The 16,332-nt window shown below is 57.9% G+C and carries 11 protein-coding genes and 1 tRNA gene; 5 read left to right on the top strand and 7 right to left on the bottom strand.

Annotated features, from left to right (window positions below; genetic code table 11):
- Window positions 1-41 precede the first annotated feature (41 nt).
- A tRNA-Sec gene (locus VZP09_RS20170) sits at window positions 42-136 on the bottom strand.
- A gap of 292 nt (window positions 137-428) precedes the next feature.
- Between VZP09_RS20170 and VZP09_RS20165 the strand changes: the two genes are divergently transcribed.
- The 3 genes from VZP09_RS20165 to VZP09_RS20155 all read left to right on the top strand — a co-directional run bounded on the left by VZP09_RS20165 (window position 429) and on the right by VZP09_RS20155 (window position 5,032).
- Window positions 429-1,823 (top strand): glycoside-pentoside-hexuronide family transporter, encoded by a 1,395-nt coding sequence (locus VZP09_RS20165; RefSeq protein ID WP_002922962.1) that lies wholly within the window; start codon window positions 429-431, stop codon window positions 1,821-1,823.
- A 12-nt stretch (window positions 1,824-1,835) separates the two neighbouring features.
- The gene (gene yicI, locus VZP09_RS20160) at window positions 1,836-4,154 is read left to right on the top strand and encodes an alpha-xylosidase (RefSeq protein WP_048333159.1); all 2,319 of its coding nucleotides are present in this window, start codon (window positions 1,836-1,838) and stop codon (window positions 4,152-4,154) included.
- A gap of 155 nt (window positions 4,155-4,309) precedes the next feature.
- Entirely contained in the window at window positions 4,310-5,032 is a 723-nt protein-coding gene (locus tag VZP09_RS20155) for a MurR/RpiR family transcriptional regulator (RefSeq protein WP_004173889.1), read from the top strand.
- A 46-nt stretch (window positions 5,033-5,078) separates the two neighbouring features.
- Here the strand turns inward: VZP09_RS20155 and VZP09_RS20150 are convergent, their stop codons facing one another.
- From VZP09_RS20150 to VZP09_RS20135, 4 genes are all read right to left on the bottom strand, one after another.
- Window positions 5,079-6,458 carry a family 4 glycosyl hydrolase gene (locus VZP09_RS20150; RefSeq protein ID WP_004150228.1) on the bottom strand — a complete coding sequence of 460 codons (1,380 nt, stop codon included), beginning with the start codon at window positions 6,456-6,458 and terminating at the stop codon, window positions 5,079-5,081.
- Between the two features lie 12 nt (window positions 6,459-6,470).
- Complete coding sequence (locus tag VZP09_RS20145; protein ID WP_117076810.1) at window positions 6,471-8,030, bottom strand: PTS transporter subunit EIIC; 1,560 nt, start codon at window positions 8,028-8,030, stop codon at window positions 6,471-6,473.
- A gap of 245 nt (window positions 8,031-8,275) precedes the next feature.
- The gene (locus VZP09_RS20140; RefSeq protein ID WP_023283074.1) at window positions 8,276-9,991 is read right to left on the bottom strand and encodes an AsmA family protein; all 1,716 of its coding nucleotides are present in this window, start codon (window positions 9,989-9,991) and stop codon (window positions 8,276-8,278) included.
- 140 nt (window positions 9,992-10,131) lie between these two features.
- The gene (locus VZP09_RS20135) at window positions 10,132-11,523 is read right to left on the bottom strand and encodes a nucleobase:cation symporter-2 family protein (RefSeq protein ID WP_002922950.1); all 1,392 of its coding nucleotides are present in this window, start codon (window positions 11,521-11,523) and stop codon (window positions 10,132-10,134) included.
- Window positions 11,524-11,807: 284 nt separating this feature from the next.
- Between VZP09_RS20135 and gltS the strand changes: the two genes are divergently transcribed.
- Window positions 11,808-13,010, top strand: a complete 1,203-nt coding sequence (gene gltS / locus VZP09_RS20130) for a sodium/glutamate symporter (RefSeq protein WP_002922948.1) — start codon at window positions 11,808-11,810, stop codon at window positions 13,008-13,010.
- Between the two features lie 114 nt (window positions 13,011-13,124).
- Here the strand turns inward: gltS and glpK are convergent, their stop codons facing one another.
- Window positions 13,125-14,636: a glycerol kinase GlpK gene (glpK, locus tag VZP09_RS20125; RefSeq protein ID WP_002922944.1), complete on the bottom strand. Its 1,512-nt coding sequence runs from the start codon at window positions 14,634-14,636 to the stop codon at window positions 13,125-13,127.
- A gap of 21 nt (window positions 14,637-14,657) precedes the next feature.
- On the bottom strand, window positions 14,658-15,509 hold the full coding sequence (locus VZP09_RS20120; RefSeq protein WP_002922941.1) for an MIP/aquaporin family protein: 852 nt from the start codon (window positions 15,507-15,509) through the stop codon (window positions 14,658-14,660).
- A gap of 442 nt (window positions 15,510-15,951) precedes the next feature.
- Between VZP09_RS20120 and zapB the strand changes: the two genes are divergently transcribed.
- On the top strand, window positions 15,952-16,197 hold the full coding sequence (zapB, locus tag VZP09_RS20115; protein ID WP_004150222.1) for a septal ring assembly protein ZapB: 246 nt from the start codon (window positions 15,952-15,954) through the stop codon (window positions 16,195-16,197).
- Window positions 16,198-16,332 lie beyond the last annotated feature (135 nt).

The following is a 16,332-nucleotide window of genomic DNA, read 5'->3' as shown; positions in this document are numbered from 1 at the left end:
TCAGGTTGGTATGGCGTGGCTTTGGGAGAGCAGAGGCAAACTGGCGGAAGATCACAGGAGTTGAACCTGCCCGGGACCGCTGGCGGCCCCAACTGGATTTGAAGTCCAGCCACCTCACCGGAGATGACGATCTTCCGCGCCTCGATTGCTACATGGAGGCGGGGCGCATTATAGCTACTTTCAGCCGTTTACCACATACCTAAACGCACTTTTTTACTGTTAAAACTGGACTTTACAGAACAGTCCTGGACAAATCCTCACAAAATCCGTGAGTTACACTTTTTCACTCCCTGATTCCCTACCGCGATCACAGAAAACAAGAAACGTAATCTGATAACGAGATATCGCAATTCATCTTAGTGCGGCAAAGGTTTACAAAAACCGTAACCGGTACCAACCCTCGGTGCCGCTAAGGGAATAGTGCGCATATGAAAGATCACATTTTGTCCGTCAAAGAGAAAATTGGTTACGGCATGGGTGATGCCGCCAGCCACATTATTTTTGATAACGTCATGTTGTACATGATGTTTTTCTACACTGATATTTTTGGTATCCCCGCCGGCTTTGTCGGCACCATGTTCCTGCTGGCGCGCGCGCTGGACGCGATTTCCGACCCGTGTATGGGTCTGCTTGCCGACCGTACCCGCAGCCGCTGGGGTAAGTTCCGCCCATGGATCCTCTTCGGCGCTATCCCGTTCGGCCTCGTCTGCGTGCTGGCCTACAGCTCGCCGGATTTAAGCCACAACGGCAAGCTGATCTACGCCGCCGTGACCTACACGCTGCTGACCCTTCTCTACACCGTGGTGAATATCCCCTACTGCGCGCTGGGCGGCGTGATCACCGACAACCCGACGCAGCGCATCTCGCTGCAGTCCTGGCGCTTCGTGCTGGCGACGGCGGGGGGCATGCTCTCCACCGTGCTGATGATGCCGCTGGTCAACTTTATCGGCGGCGAAGACAAAGCGCTCGGCTTCCAGGGGGGCATCGCGGTGCTGTCGGTGATTGCCTTCCTGATGCTGGCCTTCTGCTTCTTTACTACCAAAGAGCGTGTCGAAGCGCCGCCGAGCAGTACCTCGATGCGTGAAGACCTGCGCGATATCTGGCGCAATGACCAGTGGCGGGTGGTCGGCGTGCTCACCATCCTCAATATCCTCGCGGTCTGCGTTCGCGGCGGCGCGATGATGTATTACACCACCTGGATCATGGGCTCGGCGGCGCTGTTCACCGCCTTCCTCACGACCTACTGCGTCGGCAACCTGATTGGCTCGGCGCTGGCGAAACCGCTGACCGACTGGAAATGCAAAGTCAGCGTCTTCTGGTGGACCAACGCCCTCCTGGCGGTGCTCAGCGTGGCGATGTTCTTCGTACCGATGGACGCCGAAATCACCATGTTTGTCTTTATCTTCGTCATTGGCGTACTGCACCAGCTGGTGACGCCAATCCAGTGGGTAATGATGTCCGACACCGTCGACTACGGCGAATGGTGTAACGGCAAACGCCTGACCGGCATCAGCTTCGCCGGTACCCTGTTTGTGCTCAAGTTAGGGCTGGCGCTGGGCGGCGCGCTGATCGGCTGGATGCTGGCCGGCGGCGGCTATGACGCCGCCGCTAAAACCCAGAACAGCGCCACCCTCACCATCATTATCGCCTTGTTCACCCTCGTTCCGGCGGTGTGCTACCTGCTGAGCGCGGTGATCGCCAAACGCTACTACACGCTGAAAACGCCGTTCCTGAAAAAAATGATGGCCGAGCTGGCCGAGGGCGCGCGTCGCAACGAACAAGATTTCACCGCCGCCCCGATCGACAAAGAATGGCAAAACTAAGAGGACGTTTTAATGAAAATCAGTGATGGAAACTGGCTCATTCAACCAGGGCTCAACCTGATCCAACCCGTACAGGTTTACGAGGTGGAGCAGCAGGGGAATGAAATGGTGGTCTATGCCGCGCCGCGCGATGTCCGCGAACGCGCCTGGCAGCTGGATACGCCATTGTTCACCCTGCGCTTTTTCTCGCCTCAGGAAGGGATAATCGGCGTGCGCATGGAGCACTTCCAGGGCGCGCTGGATAACGGCCCGCACTATCCGCTGAACGTGCAGAAAGACATCCATGTCGAAATAGAAAATACGGCCGGGTTCGCCGAGCTGAAAAGCGGCAGCCTCAGCGTGCGGGTGACTAAAGGCGAATTCTGGGCGCTGGATTTTCTGCGCGACGGCGTGCGTATCACTGGTAGCCAGCTAAAAAACAACGGCTACGTGCAGGATAGTAAGACCCAGCGCAACTACATGTTTGAGCGCCTCGACCTCGGCGTCGGCGAAACCGTCTACGGCCTCGGCGAGCGCTTTACCGCCCTGGTGCGCAACGGCCAGACGGTAGAAACCTGGAACGAGGACGGCGGCACCAGCACCGAGCAATCCTACAAAAATATCCCGTTCTATCTGACCAACCGCGGCTACGGCGTGCTGGTCAACCATCCGCAGCGCGTCTCCTTCGAGGTGGGCTCGGAGAAAGTCTCTAAAGTCCAGTTCAGCGTTGAAGGCGAATACCTCGAGTACTTCGTCATCGACGGCCCGACGCCGAAAGCGGTGCTTAACCGCTATACGCAGTTCACCGGCCGCCCGGCGCTGCCGCCGGCATGGTCGTTTGGTCTGTGGCTGACGACCTCGTTCACCACTAACTATGACGAAGCGACGGTGAATAGCTTTATCGACGGCATGGCTGAGCGCCATCTGCCGCTGCACGTCTTCCACTTCGACTGCTTCTGGATGAAGGCCTTCCAGTGGTGCGATTTTGAATGGGATCCGCTAACTTTCCCGGACCCGGAAGGGATGATCAAGCGCCTGAAGGCGAAAGGGCTGAAGGTCTGCGTGTGGATCAACCCGTACATCGGTCAGCGCTCGCCGGTGTTCAAAGAGCTGAAAGAGAAGGGTTATCTGCTGAAGCGCCCGGACGGTTCGCTGTGGCAGTGGGATAAGTGGCAGCCGGGGCTGGCGATTTATGACTTCACCAATCCGGAAGCCCGCCAGTGGTACGCTGACAAACTAAAAAGCCTGGTGGCGATGGGGGTCGATTGCTTCAAGACCGACTTTGGCGAGCGTATCCCGACCGACGTCCAGTGGTTTGATGGTTCCGATCCGCAGAAAATGCACAACCACTATGCCTTCATCTATAACGAGCTGGTGTGGAAGGTGCTGAAAGAGACCGTCGGCGAGCAGGAGGCGGTGCTGTTCGCCCGCTCCGCCTCGGTGGGCGCGCAGCAGTTCCCGGTGCACTGGGGCGGCGACTGCTACGCCAACTACGAATCGATGGCGGAAAGCCTGCGCGGCGGGCTGTCGATCGGCATGTCCGGCTTTGGTTTCTGGAGTCACGATATCGGCGGTTTCGAAAACACCGCGCCGGCCCACGTCTACAAGCGCTGGTGCGCCTTCGGTCTGCTCTCCAGCCACAGCCGCCTGCACGGCAGCAAATCCTATCGGGTGCCATGGGCCTACGATGACGAGTCCTGCGACGTGGTGCGCCACTTCACGCAGCTGAAATGCCGCATGATGCCGTATCTCTATCGTCAGGCGGCGCTGGCCAACGAGTGCGGCACGCCGATGCTGCGCGCGATGCTGCTCGAGTTCCCGGACGATCCGGCCTGCGACTATCTCGACCGCCAGTATATGCTGGGCGATTCGGTCCTGGTGGCGCCGGTGTTCTCCGAGGCCGGCGAAGTGCAGTTTTATCTGCCGGAAGGGCACTGGACGCATCTGTGGCATAACGATGAATTGCCGGGTAGCCGCTGGCATAAGCAGCATCACGATGCGCTGAGCCTGCCGGTCTACGTTCGCGACAACACCCTGCTGGCGCTGGGCAACAATGACCAGAAGCCGGATTACGCCTGGCATGAGGGCACCGCCTTCCAGCTGTTCCACCTTGAGGATGGACGCGAGGCACGCTGTGACGTTCCGGCGGCAGACGGCTCGACGATCTTCACCCTGAAGGCCAGGCGCCAGGGCAACGCCATCGCCGTGAGCGGCGAAGGCGAGGCCCGCGGCTGGACGCTGTGTCTGCGCAATATCCCGCAGATCGCGGGCGTGCAGGGCGGTACGCAGACCGGCAGCGAATGGGGGGTGGTAGTGAGCGCCGAGGGCAATACGCTGACGATTACGTTGTAAATAGGTTAACAGCAGCAGCCCTCTTCGCCCGGCGGAGAGGGTTTTTTTATTCCATTTTTGTACAAAAAGTAACGTTCATTTCATAGTGGTGACTCAGGCCGCAGACGCGGTTGTCGAACGGTGTTAGCGTATTCTGCCGCTGAGAGGAGCCCGCCATGGACGTAGAAAATATCTTTCGTGACGTGAAGCTAAGCAAAACGGAAATGACCGTGCTGCGCTTTATTCAGAACGACCCGGAGCAGTGTATCCGCCAGGGAGTTCGCGCTGTGGCTGAACAGTGCTACAGCAACCCCTCTTCCCTGGTCCGGCTGGCAAAGAAACTGAAGTTCAGCGGCTGGCTGGAGCTGGTCTATTTCATCAAGTTCAATATCACCATGCCGAAGCTCGATGTCACCAACGATATCGACTACATGAGCGTTCAGCCGGAAGAAGCGCTGACGCCGCTGCTGGCAAGCCTTAAACAGCAGCGCATCCTGATCCACGGCAGCGGCTTTTCACAGCTGATCGCCCAGTATATTTACAACAAGTTTCTCGTCACCGGCGTGAATGCCAGCCTGGCGCTGTGGCCCGATTACGAAATCCTCGAACAGAAAAACGCCGCCTGCTTCGACTCCATCTGGATCATTTCTAAATCCGGGCGCAGCAGCTCGGCGCTCAACTGGGTTAAGGCCCTGGAGGGGAAGGAGATTAATCTGGTCTGCTTTACCGGCGACTACCAAAGCCCGCTGGCGCAGGCCGCGGATACGGCGTTTATTATTCACGACCCGCAGAAGTTCGATGATGATATTTACTGGAGCAACCCGTTTTTCGGCTACTGCATCTTAGGCTTTGAGCGACTATTGAAGATGTGGTTTACCAGTCTACGTAGCAATAGTTAGCCCCCGCTAAGCGCGGTGCGAGCGGGGGAATCCCATCGGCAGCGGATTACCGCCAGGCGGCGAACTGCTCATCGTCGAGATAGGCTTCGACCAGGGTTTTCGCCAGCGAATAGGAACCGATCAGCGGGTGCGCCATCAGCGCCCGCACCGCCAGCGATTTATCCTGCTGCAGGATCGCCGCCACCGCCAGCCGCTCATACTCCTTCACGCAGGCAATCATATTCTTCTGCGCTGTCGGCACCTTCACCGGCGTCACCGGCTTGAGGCCATCCCGGCTCAGGTCGCAGCTGATCTCGATCACGTCGTCCGGGCGTAAAAAATCGAGCGTGCCATTATTCTGGATCGACACCACGATCCGCTTGGTGGTGGTGCTGTTCACCGCTTCCAGGATATCCAGCGCCACTCCGGCATAGCCGCCGGTGTCCGGCTCTTCGATAAACTGGCGCAGCGTCAGCGGTTCGCGGGTGTGGAATTTCTCCTGCCGGGATTCGTTCTGCATATAGCTGTTTTCCCGGCGCAGATAATGCTGCATCCAGATGGTGAAGGCGGCCTCCGGTTGCGTTCTGGCATCCACGGTGCGCAGCGCCTCGCGCATCTCCTGATTGATGCGGGCGATCTGCTCTCCGCGCGTCTCGCCGGCCCCCTGAATCGCCTTCAGCGCCTCGTCGCGATAGTAGTAATAATAGAGATATTCATTGAGGAGCTGATTATCGCAAAGCCGTACCAGCTCCGGGGAGAAGTACTGCATCGCCGTCTTCTGGTACAGTTCCGGGCTGGCGATCAGCCGTTCGGTCACCTCTTCCCCACGGACGGTGAAGTGGGTAAACCAGGAGAAATGGTTCAGCCCATAGCATTCCACGCTGAGGTCGCGCTCCTCACAGCCAAGGATCGCCGGCAGTTCACGAATCAGCTCGGAGGGGGCATCGCAGATCCCATAGACCCGGCGCTTAAAGCCGGACTTAATAATCGCTTCCGTCACCAGACCTGACGGGTTGGTAAAGTTAAACAGAATAGCGTCTTCGGCGGCATGTTCTTCGATCAGCCGGCAATAGCGAAGGATCGCCGGGATCGAGCGCATGGCCATCGCGAAACCGCCGGCGCCGGTGGTCTCCTGGCCGAGAGTGTTATGCTCAAGCGCAATACGTTCGTCGCGAATGCGGCTTTCATCGCCGCCAACCCGCAGGGTGGTAATGATATAGTTGGCGTCCTGCAGGGCTGCGACCGGGTCGGTGGTGGTACTAAACTGAATATCCGGGCGAATGGTATTAAATACATAGCGGGCAATTTCGCCAAATATCGCCAGATTATCAGCAGAGTTATCGAGAAAAACGACTTCTGTTAAACCAATGCGGTGAGCGTTATAGGCCAGAGATTTCGCTAAAAATGCAGAGCGAACGCCGCCCCCGCCTAATACGGTTAATTTCATAAATACTCCTCATTAATTTTCTGCTAACCAGTTATCAACCCGGGAACGTACCTGTCCCACTTTGACGCCATAAATAACCTGAACTTCATTTCGATTGCGTACGACGCCGTTGGCGCCGGTATTTTTTAATTGCGTGTCATCAACCCGCGCCATATCGCGCACGGCCACGCGCAGGCGAGTAAAACAATTATCGACGGAGAGAATATTTTCCTTGCCCCCGAGGCCGCGGATAATGTCATCGGTGACCGACTGCGGTTGCGCGACTTTCTGGCGGTACTCTGCTTTGCTGTAGAGCTTCACGTTCTCGTCATCTTCCCGGCCCGGCGTTTTCAGGTTCAGCTTCACCACCAGGGTGCGGAAAATCACGTAGTAGACGGCGAACTGGCCGATACCGATAAGGACATAGCCCGGCCAGCGCGTTAAGGAGACCGGCAGCGGCAGGTTATAGATCAGAAACTCGATCAGGCCCGATGCACCCCAGGGACGTACGGTGAAGATGTCGCAAATGGCCTGCGAGGCAGCGGTTAACGTTGCGTGGATCACCCACAGCAGCGGCGAGACAAACAAGAAAGTAAACTCAATCGGCTCGGTGATGCCGGTCAGCATCGAGGTGATAATCGCCGGCAGCAGAATCGCCTTCGCCATCGCTTTCTTCTCCGGTTTCGCGGTGTGGTAGAACGCCAGCGAGGCGCCCGCCAGGCCAAAGATAGTGGTCATCCCTTGCTGCGAAAAACGTAATGCGTCGTTCATGACCGGCGTCAGGTCGGGATGGCGCATATAGGCGAGGAATATGGCCTGGGTGCCGGAGACCACCTGACCATCCACGTTCAGCGTGCCGCCAATCTGGGTGAGCTGGAAGGGGGACCAGACGAAATGGTGCAGGCCGGTGGGGATAAGGAATTTTTCAAAGAAACCATAGACGAAGACCCCGGCGACCCCGGCATTTTTCATAAAACCGGTGAGGGCGGAGATGCCGTGGGTCATAAAGGGCCAAATCCAGGTAAAGGCGATGGCGTAGAAGATAACCACCGGCGTCATCGCCACCAGCGTCAGCTTGGCGCCGCCGTACATCGACAGCGCGCCAGGCAGCTCAATGGCAGAGACTTTATTGTGCACCCACGCAATCGTGCAGCCGAGAATAATGCCCAGGAAAACGCCCATATCCACCACCACAAAGCCCAGCAGCTGGGTTTGCCCGGTGCCATAATATTCACCGTTAATTTTTTCGGCGAGTCCATGGGTGTGTTCCAGCCAGGAGTGGTTGGCGCCAAGAAACATAATAAAGCACATCACTGAAACCAGTGCGACTTCGGTTTTTTTATCCTTTGCCAGGCCATAGCTGATGCCGACGCAAAATAATAAGCCGAGGTTGCCAAATAAAGGCCAAAAGGTGTCGCCGAGCATTTGCCCAAGCTGATGTAAGAAACTGGTTTCAGCAATTAATGTCGGATTAGTTAATACTGAACTGAGGGCCAGAATTAAGCCAATGACCGGCAAGAACAATACGGCGCCGATCATGGCCCGGGAGAATTTTTGCATATTCTCCAGAATACGATGACGTATTTCAGGCATGAATGATCCTTTTATATTTTTGTAGGTACAGGGAGCGGTTTTTTATCGACTTCCAGTGATTTGGTTATAGCAACTCTGATATTTGAAAGGAACCTGTTGCGCTAAATAGGTACAGATAGCCGCGTATTGCACACAGGTTTCAGGACTCGCACCCCAACTCTCTCCCTGAAAGGGAGAGAGTTGTCAGAGTGGAGTTTTGCCGGGAAGCAATCCCTCTCCCCATAGAGGAGAGGGAATGGGCATCGCTATGGGGTGACGGGAGTGGGCGCTGGCGCGGCGGGGGCGGGGCTGACCTCGCCGTTGCGCATGATTTGCGCCACCTGCTGTTTCTCCATATTCACGGCGCTGAGCTGCCCGTTGACCGTCGGTTTGAGCGGGGCATCGGCCTGCACGCTGCCGCTGGCGGTCAGCTGGAGATTGCCATCCCCGCTTATAGGTAGCGACGGCCAGCCCCAGGCCTGCAGAATATTCAGCGGCACGCCGCGGCCGCTGAAGCTCAGATTGACCTGGCGCTGCGGCAGCTGGGATACCGCGGCGGTGGCCTGCAAAATGCCGCGCTCGGTGAAGGCGCTAAGCTCAGTGATATTGACCGTCGAGGCTGTGGCGTTCAGTTTGAGTGATGGGCGGCGCACGTCGATCCGGTTGAAAGTCGCCGCCGCGGCGTTCAGCGTCGCGCTGCCGTTCCATACTCCCCAGCTACCGTTTTTCACCAGCTGTAGCTCGCCGCCATAGCCATCGAGGGCGGTAATTTGCCACGGGAAAGCAGGGTCCACATCGATGATCAGATTGCGGCTGGCGCTGAATTTTTTCAGCGTCAGGCTTTGCAGCCAGGCTGGCAGCGGCGTCATCCACAGCTGTTTCCAGTTCGCCGGCAGCGTGTACTCCAGTCCGGCGAAGGCGGTGTCGTCGAGCACCAGGGCGTTCCCGGCGCGCAGCCAGTTGCCGGAGGTGCGCACCATGCCGCCCTCCCAGCGCGAGGAGAACTGGCGCAGCGCAATGCCCTGGGGAGAGAATTCGGCATTGAGGATCGGGTCGAAAAGATGCAGCGAGCCGTAGATAAATTCGCTGGCGTTCATCGACAGCGTGCCGTCCTCGCTCTGCCAGCCGCCGTGGCTAAGGGTCAGGTTGCGCAGGCTCAGGTCGAGGTCGGTTACCGCCCAGTCCGGTCCCTGCAGGCGGGCGTCGGTGATGTCCAGGCGGCCAATCTGCAGAGAGGGGACCGTGGTTAACGGCGCGAAAAACTCGGTCAGCGAGGCGGGGCTCTGCAGTCGAATCTCGTTGAGCTGGAGGTTATCCACCCGCCAGCTGCCATCGGCGCTGCGTTTGGCATTGCCGGTTAAGGTGCCGCGGGCGACATCGGCGCCGAGGGTGGAGAGGGTGACCTCGCCCTGATCAATCTTACCCTGAATCAGAACGTTGCTGGCTTCGACGCCATTGAGCGTCATCGAGCCCGCGCTCATCTGGATCTGCGCCGTTTTCCCCAGCACATTGCCCGCCTCCGGCGTCCATGGGCTGACGCCGCCGGTGACGCGCTGCGCGCTGAGCGCCCAGCCGGTTTCCGGGCTGTTGAAAGCCATATTGCGCAACATCAGCCGGTCGGCAGCGAACGGCAGGTCTGCAGAGTGGGGTGACAGATTCAGAGTGCCGTCGTTAAGGACTATCTCATCCGCATGCAGCGGATCGCTAAACTGGCGGGTGCTGAAGCCAATATCGACCGTTTTTGCCACCAAAGTGGCAGGCTTGCCTTCCCGACCAAAGGTGACGTTTCGCAACTGCACATGAAGGGGGGAGGAGAAATCGTGCTCCATCTCATCGAAGGAGACCTGCCAGCCGGTGCCATTGCTGAGCCAGGCGCTGGCCTGGCGGGCGCCCCAGTGGGTTTGCAGCAGGAACCACGCGCCAATAATGACGAGCAGCAGAGCGACTAGCAGCCAGAGAATCAGCTTTCCAAGAAATTTCATGGTCTTCCATTCTGTGAGATGCACATCACCGTGTTATGCCCGATTTAGGCGCACTTCTCAAGGCAGGCGTGGTTTATTTCCGTGATGGGGCAGGTGGTTGGAGGACGTCCCGGCCGATGCGCGACCGGGAACGCATGAGATCACGCCTTTTCTGGCGGGAAAATTAAATTCAGAACAATCGCCGTGATACCGCCGGCGGCAATCCCGGAGGAAAGCAGGTTTTTCAGCCAGTCCGGGGCGAACTGCAGGATCAGCGGTTGCTGCGACACGCCGAGGCCTACCGCCAGCGACAGAGCGATAATCAGGATCGCCCGACGGTTCAGCGGTTCACGGGAGACGATGCGCACGCCGGACGCGGCGATGGTGCCGAACATCACCAGCGTGGCGCCGCCGAGCACTGGCTCAGGGATATGCTGGACAAAGCCGCTCACCGCTGGGAACAGGCCGAGGACGATCAGCATCAGGGCGACCACAAAGCCGACGTAGCGGCTGGCGACCCCGGTCAGCTGGATCACGCCGTTGTTCTGGCCGAAGCAGGAGTTCGGGAAGGTGTTGAAGACCGCGGAAACGAAGGAGTTCAGGCCGTTAGCCAGCACGCCGCCTTTCAGGCGTTTCATATACAGCGGACCCGAGACCGGCTGTTCGGAGACGTCGGAGGTGGCGGTGATATCGCCGATGGTTTCCAGGGAGGTGATCATAAACACCAGCATCAGGGGCAGCAGCAGACTCCAGTCGATGCCGAGGCCATAATAGAGCGGCGTCGGGACGGTGATGAGGCTGCTGTTGGTCGGGGCGGTGTTGGCTGGCAGCATGTCGAGGAACCACGCCGCCAGATAACCGGCAGCCATGGCAATCACTAGCGAGGCGATGCGCAGGTACGGGTTGCGCTGGCGGTTGAGGATAATAATCAGCGCCAGCACGATACCCGCCAGCAGCAGATTTTTCGGCGCACCAAAGGTGTGGTCAGCCATCGCCGCGTAGCCGCCGCCGATGGAGGTCAGTCCGACCTGAATCAGCGACAGGCCGATAATCATCACCACCACGCCGGAAACCAGCGGGGTAATGATACGGCGCGCCAGGTGCAGGATCCGGGAGAGGACCATTTCGGTGCAGCTGGCCAGCATCAGGGTGCCGAAGAGGGCGGCCATCATGGTGGGGACGTCGGCGCCGCCGGTTTTCAAGGCGGTACCGCCCATGATCAGCGGGGCGACAAAGTTGAAGCTGGTGCCCTGGATGGAGAGCAGTCCGGAGCCGACCGGGCCCCAGGCTTTGATCTGAATAATAGAGGCGACGCCGGAGGCGAACAGCGACATGCTGATGATATGTTGGGTATCTTGCGCCGGGAGACCGAGAGCCTGGCAGATTAACAGCGCCGGGGTGATCACCGCGACAAACATCGCCAGCAGGTGCTGGAAGGCGGCGAACAGGGTTTGCGGTAGCGGCGGGCGATCTTCGAGGCGGTAGATTAATTCGCTGGCTGGTTTATGCGCAACCGGTTGCGCATTTTCTGACTCTGCGGTGTTAACGGACATCACAAGCAATCCCAAGGTGGCAAAGCGGGAATTTTATCGGACTGTAGACCAAAAGCAAACGTTTGCCAGCGTTTGCTCATAAAAATTTATACCGTGAATATGCGCAACGAGGTAATTAACATTTTGTATGCTAAATCGCATCATTAAGGATACAAAATATCTTTTTCTGTCAATTTTTCCGCCGTTCTGCGTAAAATCCCCCTCTGACTCCTCATGATGAGAAGCTAAAGACACCAGGAATATCGTCGCGTGTGAATGGATCATGCGCCCATAAGGAGCTTTTTATGTTTCATCTCGATACCTTATCGACGCTCGTTGCCGCAACGCTCGTGCTGTTACTCGGCAGAAAACTCGTACAAACCGTTCCCTTCCTTAAGAAATACACTATTCCTGAACCCGTTGCCGGCGGTCTGCTGGTGGCGCTGGCGCTGCTGGCGCTGAAAAAAAGCATGGATATCGAAATTGATTTCGATATGAGTCTGAAAGATCCGCTGATGCTGGCGTTCTTCGCCACCATCGGTCTTAACGCCAACCTCGCCAGCCTGCGGGCCGGCGGCAAGGTGCTGGGCACTTTCCTGATCGTGGTGGTTGGCCTGCTGCTGCTGCAGAACGCCCTCGGTATCGGCATGGCGACGCTGCTGGGGCTGGATCCGCTAATGGGTCTGCTGGCCGGGTCGATTACCTTATCCGGCGGCCACGGCACCGGGGCGGCGTGGAGTAAGCTGTTCGTTGAGCGCTACGGTTTTGCCAACGCCACCGAGGTGGCGATGGCCTGCGCGACCTTTGGCCTGGTGTTGGGCGGCCTGATCGGCGGCCCGGTGGCGCGTTATCTGGTGAAGCACTCTTCCTCACCGGACGGGACACCGGACGATCAGGTGGCGCCAACCGCCTTTGAAAAGCCGGACGTGGGGCGGGTGATCACCTCGCTGGTGCTGATCGAAAGTATCGCCCTGATCGCCATCTGTCTGACGCTGGGCAAGGTGGTTGCGCAACTGCTGGCGGGGAGCGTCTTCGAGCTGCCGACCTTCGTCTGCGTGCTGTTTATCGGCGTGATCCTCAGCAACAGCCTGGCGCTGGCGGGGTTGTATCGGGTGTTCGATCGCGCGGTATCGGTGTTGGGCAACGTCAGCCTGTCGCTGTTCCTCGCCATGGCGCTGATGAGCCTCAAGCTGTGGGAGTTGGCCTCGCTGGCGCTGCCGATGATTATTATCCTGGCGGTGCAGGCGCTGGCGATGGCGCTGTATGCGGTGTTCGTCACTTATCGGATGATGGGCAAAAACTACGATGCCGCGGTGCTGGCAGCCGGGCATTGCGGGTTTGGCCTGGGGGCAACGCCGACGGCGATCGCCAATATGCAGGCGATTACCGACCGTTTCGGGCCATCGCATATGGCCTTCCTGGTCGTGCCGATGGTGGGGGCGTTCTTTATCGATATCGTCAACGCGCTGGTGATTAAGCTGTACCTGCTGCTGCCGATGTTTGGTTGATAAAAAACCCGGAAGCGGTGCTGCGCACCTGTCCGGGCTACAAGATCGTGCTGTTTGGGGTTTTGTAGCCCGGCTCAGGCGTTTACGCCGCAAGCCGGGAATAACTTCACAATCTTACGCTTCGTCGTGCTCTTCCCACGCTAACGCGCGTTTCACCGCTTTCTTCCAGCCGCTGTAACGATAGTTACGCTCAGTAGTTTCAATCCCCGGGCGGAATTCGCGCTCAATCACCGCTTTCTCCTGCAGTTCATCCAGATTCTGCCAGAAACCGACCGCCAGACCGGCCAGATAGGCCGCGCCCAGCGCCGTCACTTCGCGTACTTCCGGACGCTCGACACGGGTGCCGAGGATATCGGACTGGAACTGCATCAGGAAGTTGTTAGCCACCGCGCCGCCGTCTACGCGCAGGGCGTGCAGACGAATGCCGGAGTCAGCCTGCATCGCTTCCAGCACGTCGCGGGTCTGAAAGGCGATGGACTCCAGCGTCGCACGGATAATGTGGTTGGAGTTCACGCCGCGGGTGAGGCCGAAAATCGCGCCGCGGGCATACGGGTCCCAGTACGGTGCGCCAAGACCGGTGAACGCGGGTACCACGTATACGCCGTTGGTATCCTTCACTTTGGTGGCGAAGTACTCGGAGTCGAAGGCATCGCTGATGAGCTTCATCTCGTCGCGCAGCCACTGAATAGACGCCCCGGCCATAAACACCGCCCCTTCCAGAGCGTAGTTCACCTCGCCGCGCGGGCCGCAGGCGATGGTGGTCAGCAGACCGTGGGTGGAGGTGACCGCTTTTTCGCCGGTATTCATCAGCATAAAGCAGCCGGTGCCGTAGGTGTTTTTCGCCATCCCTTCCTTGACGCACAGCTGGCCGAACAGGGCCGCCTGCTGGTCACCGGCGATCCCGGCGATAGGAATACGGGTCCCGCCTTTACCACCGATGTTGGTCTGGCCGTACACTTCGGAAGACTTGCGCACTTCCGGCAGCATGGCGCGCGGAATGTCCAGCGCGTCGAGCATCTTGTCGTCCCAGTCGAGGTCGTGAATGTTGAACAGCATGGTACGTGAGGCGTTGGTGTAGTCGGTGACGTGCACGCGGCCCTGGGTCATCTTCCAGATAAGCCAGGTGTCAACGGTGCCGAACAGCAGCTCGCCGCGCTTCGCACGCTCACGGGAACCTTCGACATGGTCGAGGATCCATTTCACCTTGGTGCCGGAGAAGTACGGGTCCACCACCAGGCCTGTGGCCTTGCGGATATACTCTTCCATCCCGTCACGCTTGAGCTGCTCGCAGATCTCCGCGGTACGGCGGCACTGCCAGACGATAGCGTTGTAGATGGGTTTACCGGTCTCTCGCTCCCACACCACCACGGTCTCACGCTGATTGGTGATGCCGATGGCCGCGATCTGATCGGAGTTGATATCCGCTTTGGCCAGCGCTTCGACCAGCGTCGAGCTTTGGGAAGCCCAGATTTCCATCGGGTCGTGTTCGACCCAGCCTGGCTTAGGATAAATTTGTTCAAATTCTCGCTGGGAGACGCTGACGATATTGGCATCATGATCCATCACAACGGCCCGGGAGCTGGTAGTGCCCTGGTCAAGCGCAACGATATATTTTTTGTCGGTCATAGTCGGTGTCCCGTAGTCAGATTACAGCGAAGCTTTATGTTGAGCGGTGGAAGAGGAGGGGCTCTGTTGCTCTTCCTCCACGCAGGTGTCGCAAGGCAGGTGACGGCCAATCAGCTTACGATAGCTGAATGCGCCCAGCGCCGCGCCGACCACCGGTGCGCACAGCGGCACCAGGAAATAAGGAATATCTTTGCCGCCGGTGAAGGCGACGTCACCCCACCCCGCCAGCCAGGCGAAGGCTTTCGGGCCGATGTCACGCGCCGGGTTCATGGCGAAGCCGGTCAGCGGTCCCATGGAGGCGCCAATCACCGCAATCAGCAGGCCAATCAGCAGAGGGGCCAGCGGGCCGCGCGGTATGCCGTTGCCATCGTCGGTCAGCGCCAGGATGACGCCCATCAGGATAGCGGTAATCACCATCTCTACCGCGAAGGCCTGCACAAAATTGATGTGCGGGTTCGGGTAAGTGGAGAAAATGCCGGCCAGATCGAGGCTTTCCACGCTGCCGCGAATCATATGGTGGGTGGTTTCATAATCGAGGAAAAGATTGTAGTAAAGCCCGTAAACTAATGCCGCAGCGCAAAAGGCGCCAGCGAATTGCGAAATAATAAAAGGAACCACTTTGCGGCCTTCGAAGCAGGCGAACAGCCACAGCGCGATAGTCACCGCTGGGTTAAGGTGCGCACCGGAGACCCCGGCGGTCAGGTAGATCGCCATGGCGACGCCCAGACCCCAGATGATGCTGATTTCCCATTGTCCGAAGCTGGCTCCCGCGACCTTGAGCGCAGCCACGCACCCAACGCCGAAAAAGATCAACAACCCGGTACCGAGGAACTCTGCGATGCACTGGCCTTTTAAGGTTGATGTTTGGCTCATAATCGAATCCTGAAGCGTGGTGATGATTATTGTATGTAGGGTGGTCACAGACGACCATATTGCCATGTAGGCATAGTGTTAATTTATCGTTAACGAGCAAAAACGAGAAATATCGAACTTCAAATGTGTGTGCCTCGTCAAGAAAATGAGCGTTTTCGCGCCATTTGCGCGCATTGAGAGCGCTGCCGGAGCGTTTCACCACGCATTTTGTTAACCATAAAATTAACATTGACCCATGAACTACGAGCGAACTGCGCTGAAAGCACCAGGTAAAGACTGAAAAGTGTTGCAAACCGCAATCTACGCGGCTTGCCGCTGGACAGGGGCGGCGGGGATTCATACAATCGACGATAACACCGCTATGTGCGCTAATTTTCGTTAAGGCGGGACCGCGTATACGAAACACGAGTTTCTATCAACGCCTTGCAAGTTCAGGAGAGGTATGACGATGTCATTAGAAGTGTTTGAGAAATTAGAATCTAAGGTTCAGCAGGCGATTGATACCATCACTCTGTTGCAGATGGAAATCGAAGAGCTGAAAGAAAAGAACAACACCCTGGTGCAGGAAGTTCAGAGCGCGCAGCATGGTCGTGAAGAGCTGGAGCGCGAAAACAGCCAGCTGAAAGAGCAGCAGCAGGGCTGGCAGGAACGTCTGCAGGCGCTGCTGGGTCGCATGGAAGAAGTCTAATCGCTTCGCGCCCTCTCCCGCCCGGGAGGGGGTCATCCTTACTCGCGTCTTTATATCCGCAAGTTATAGCCAATCTTTTTTTATTCTTTAATCATTGAATCGCTTTCTGGCACGCTTAACCCATCACAACACACA

This window comes from Klebsiella sp. EMBS2024 (genome assembly GCF_036233805.1).
GTDB lineage: Bacteria > Pseudomonadota > Gammaproteobacteria > Enterobacterales > Enterobacteriaceae > Klebsiella > Klebsiella pneumoniae.
Note: the sequence above shows the minus strand (reverse complement) of the source record. Positions and strands in the feature narration are given on the sequence as shown.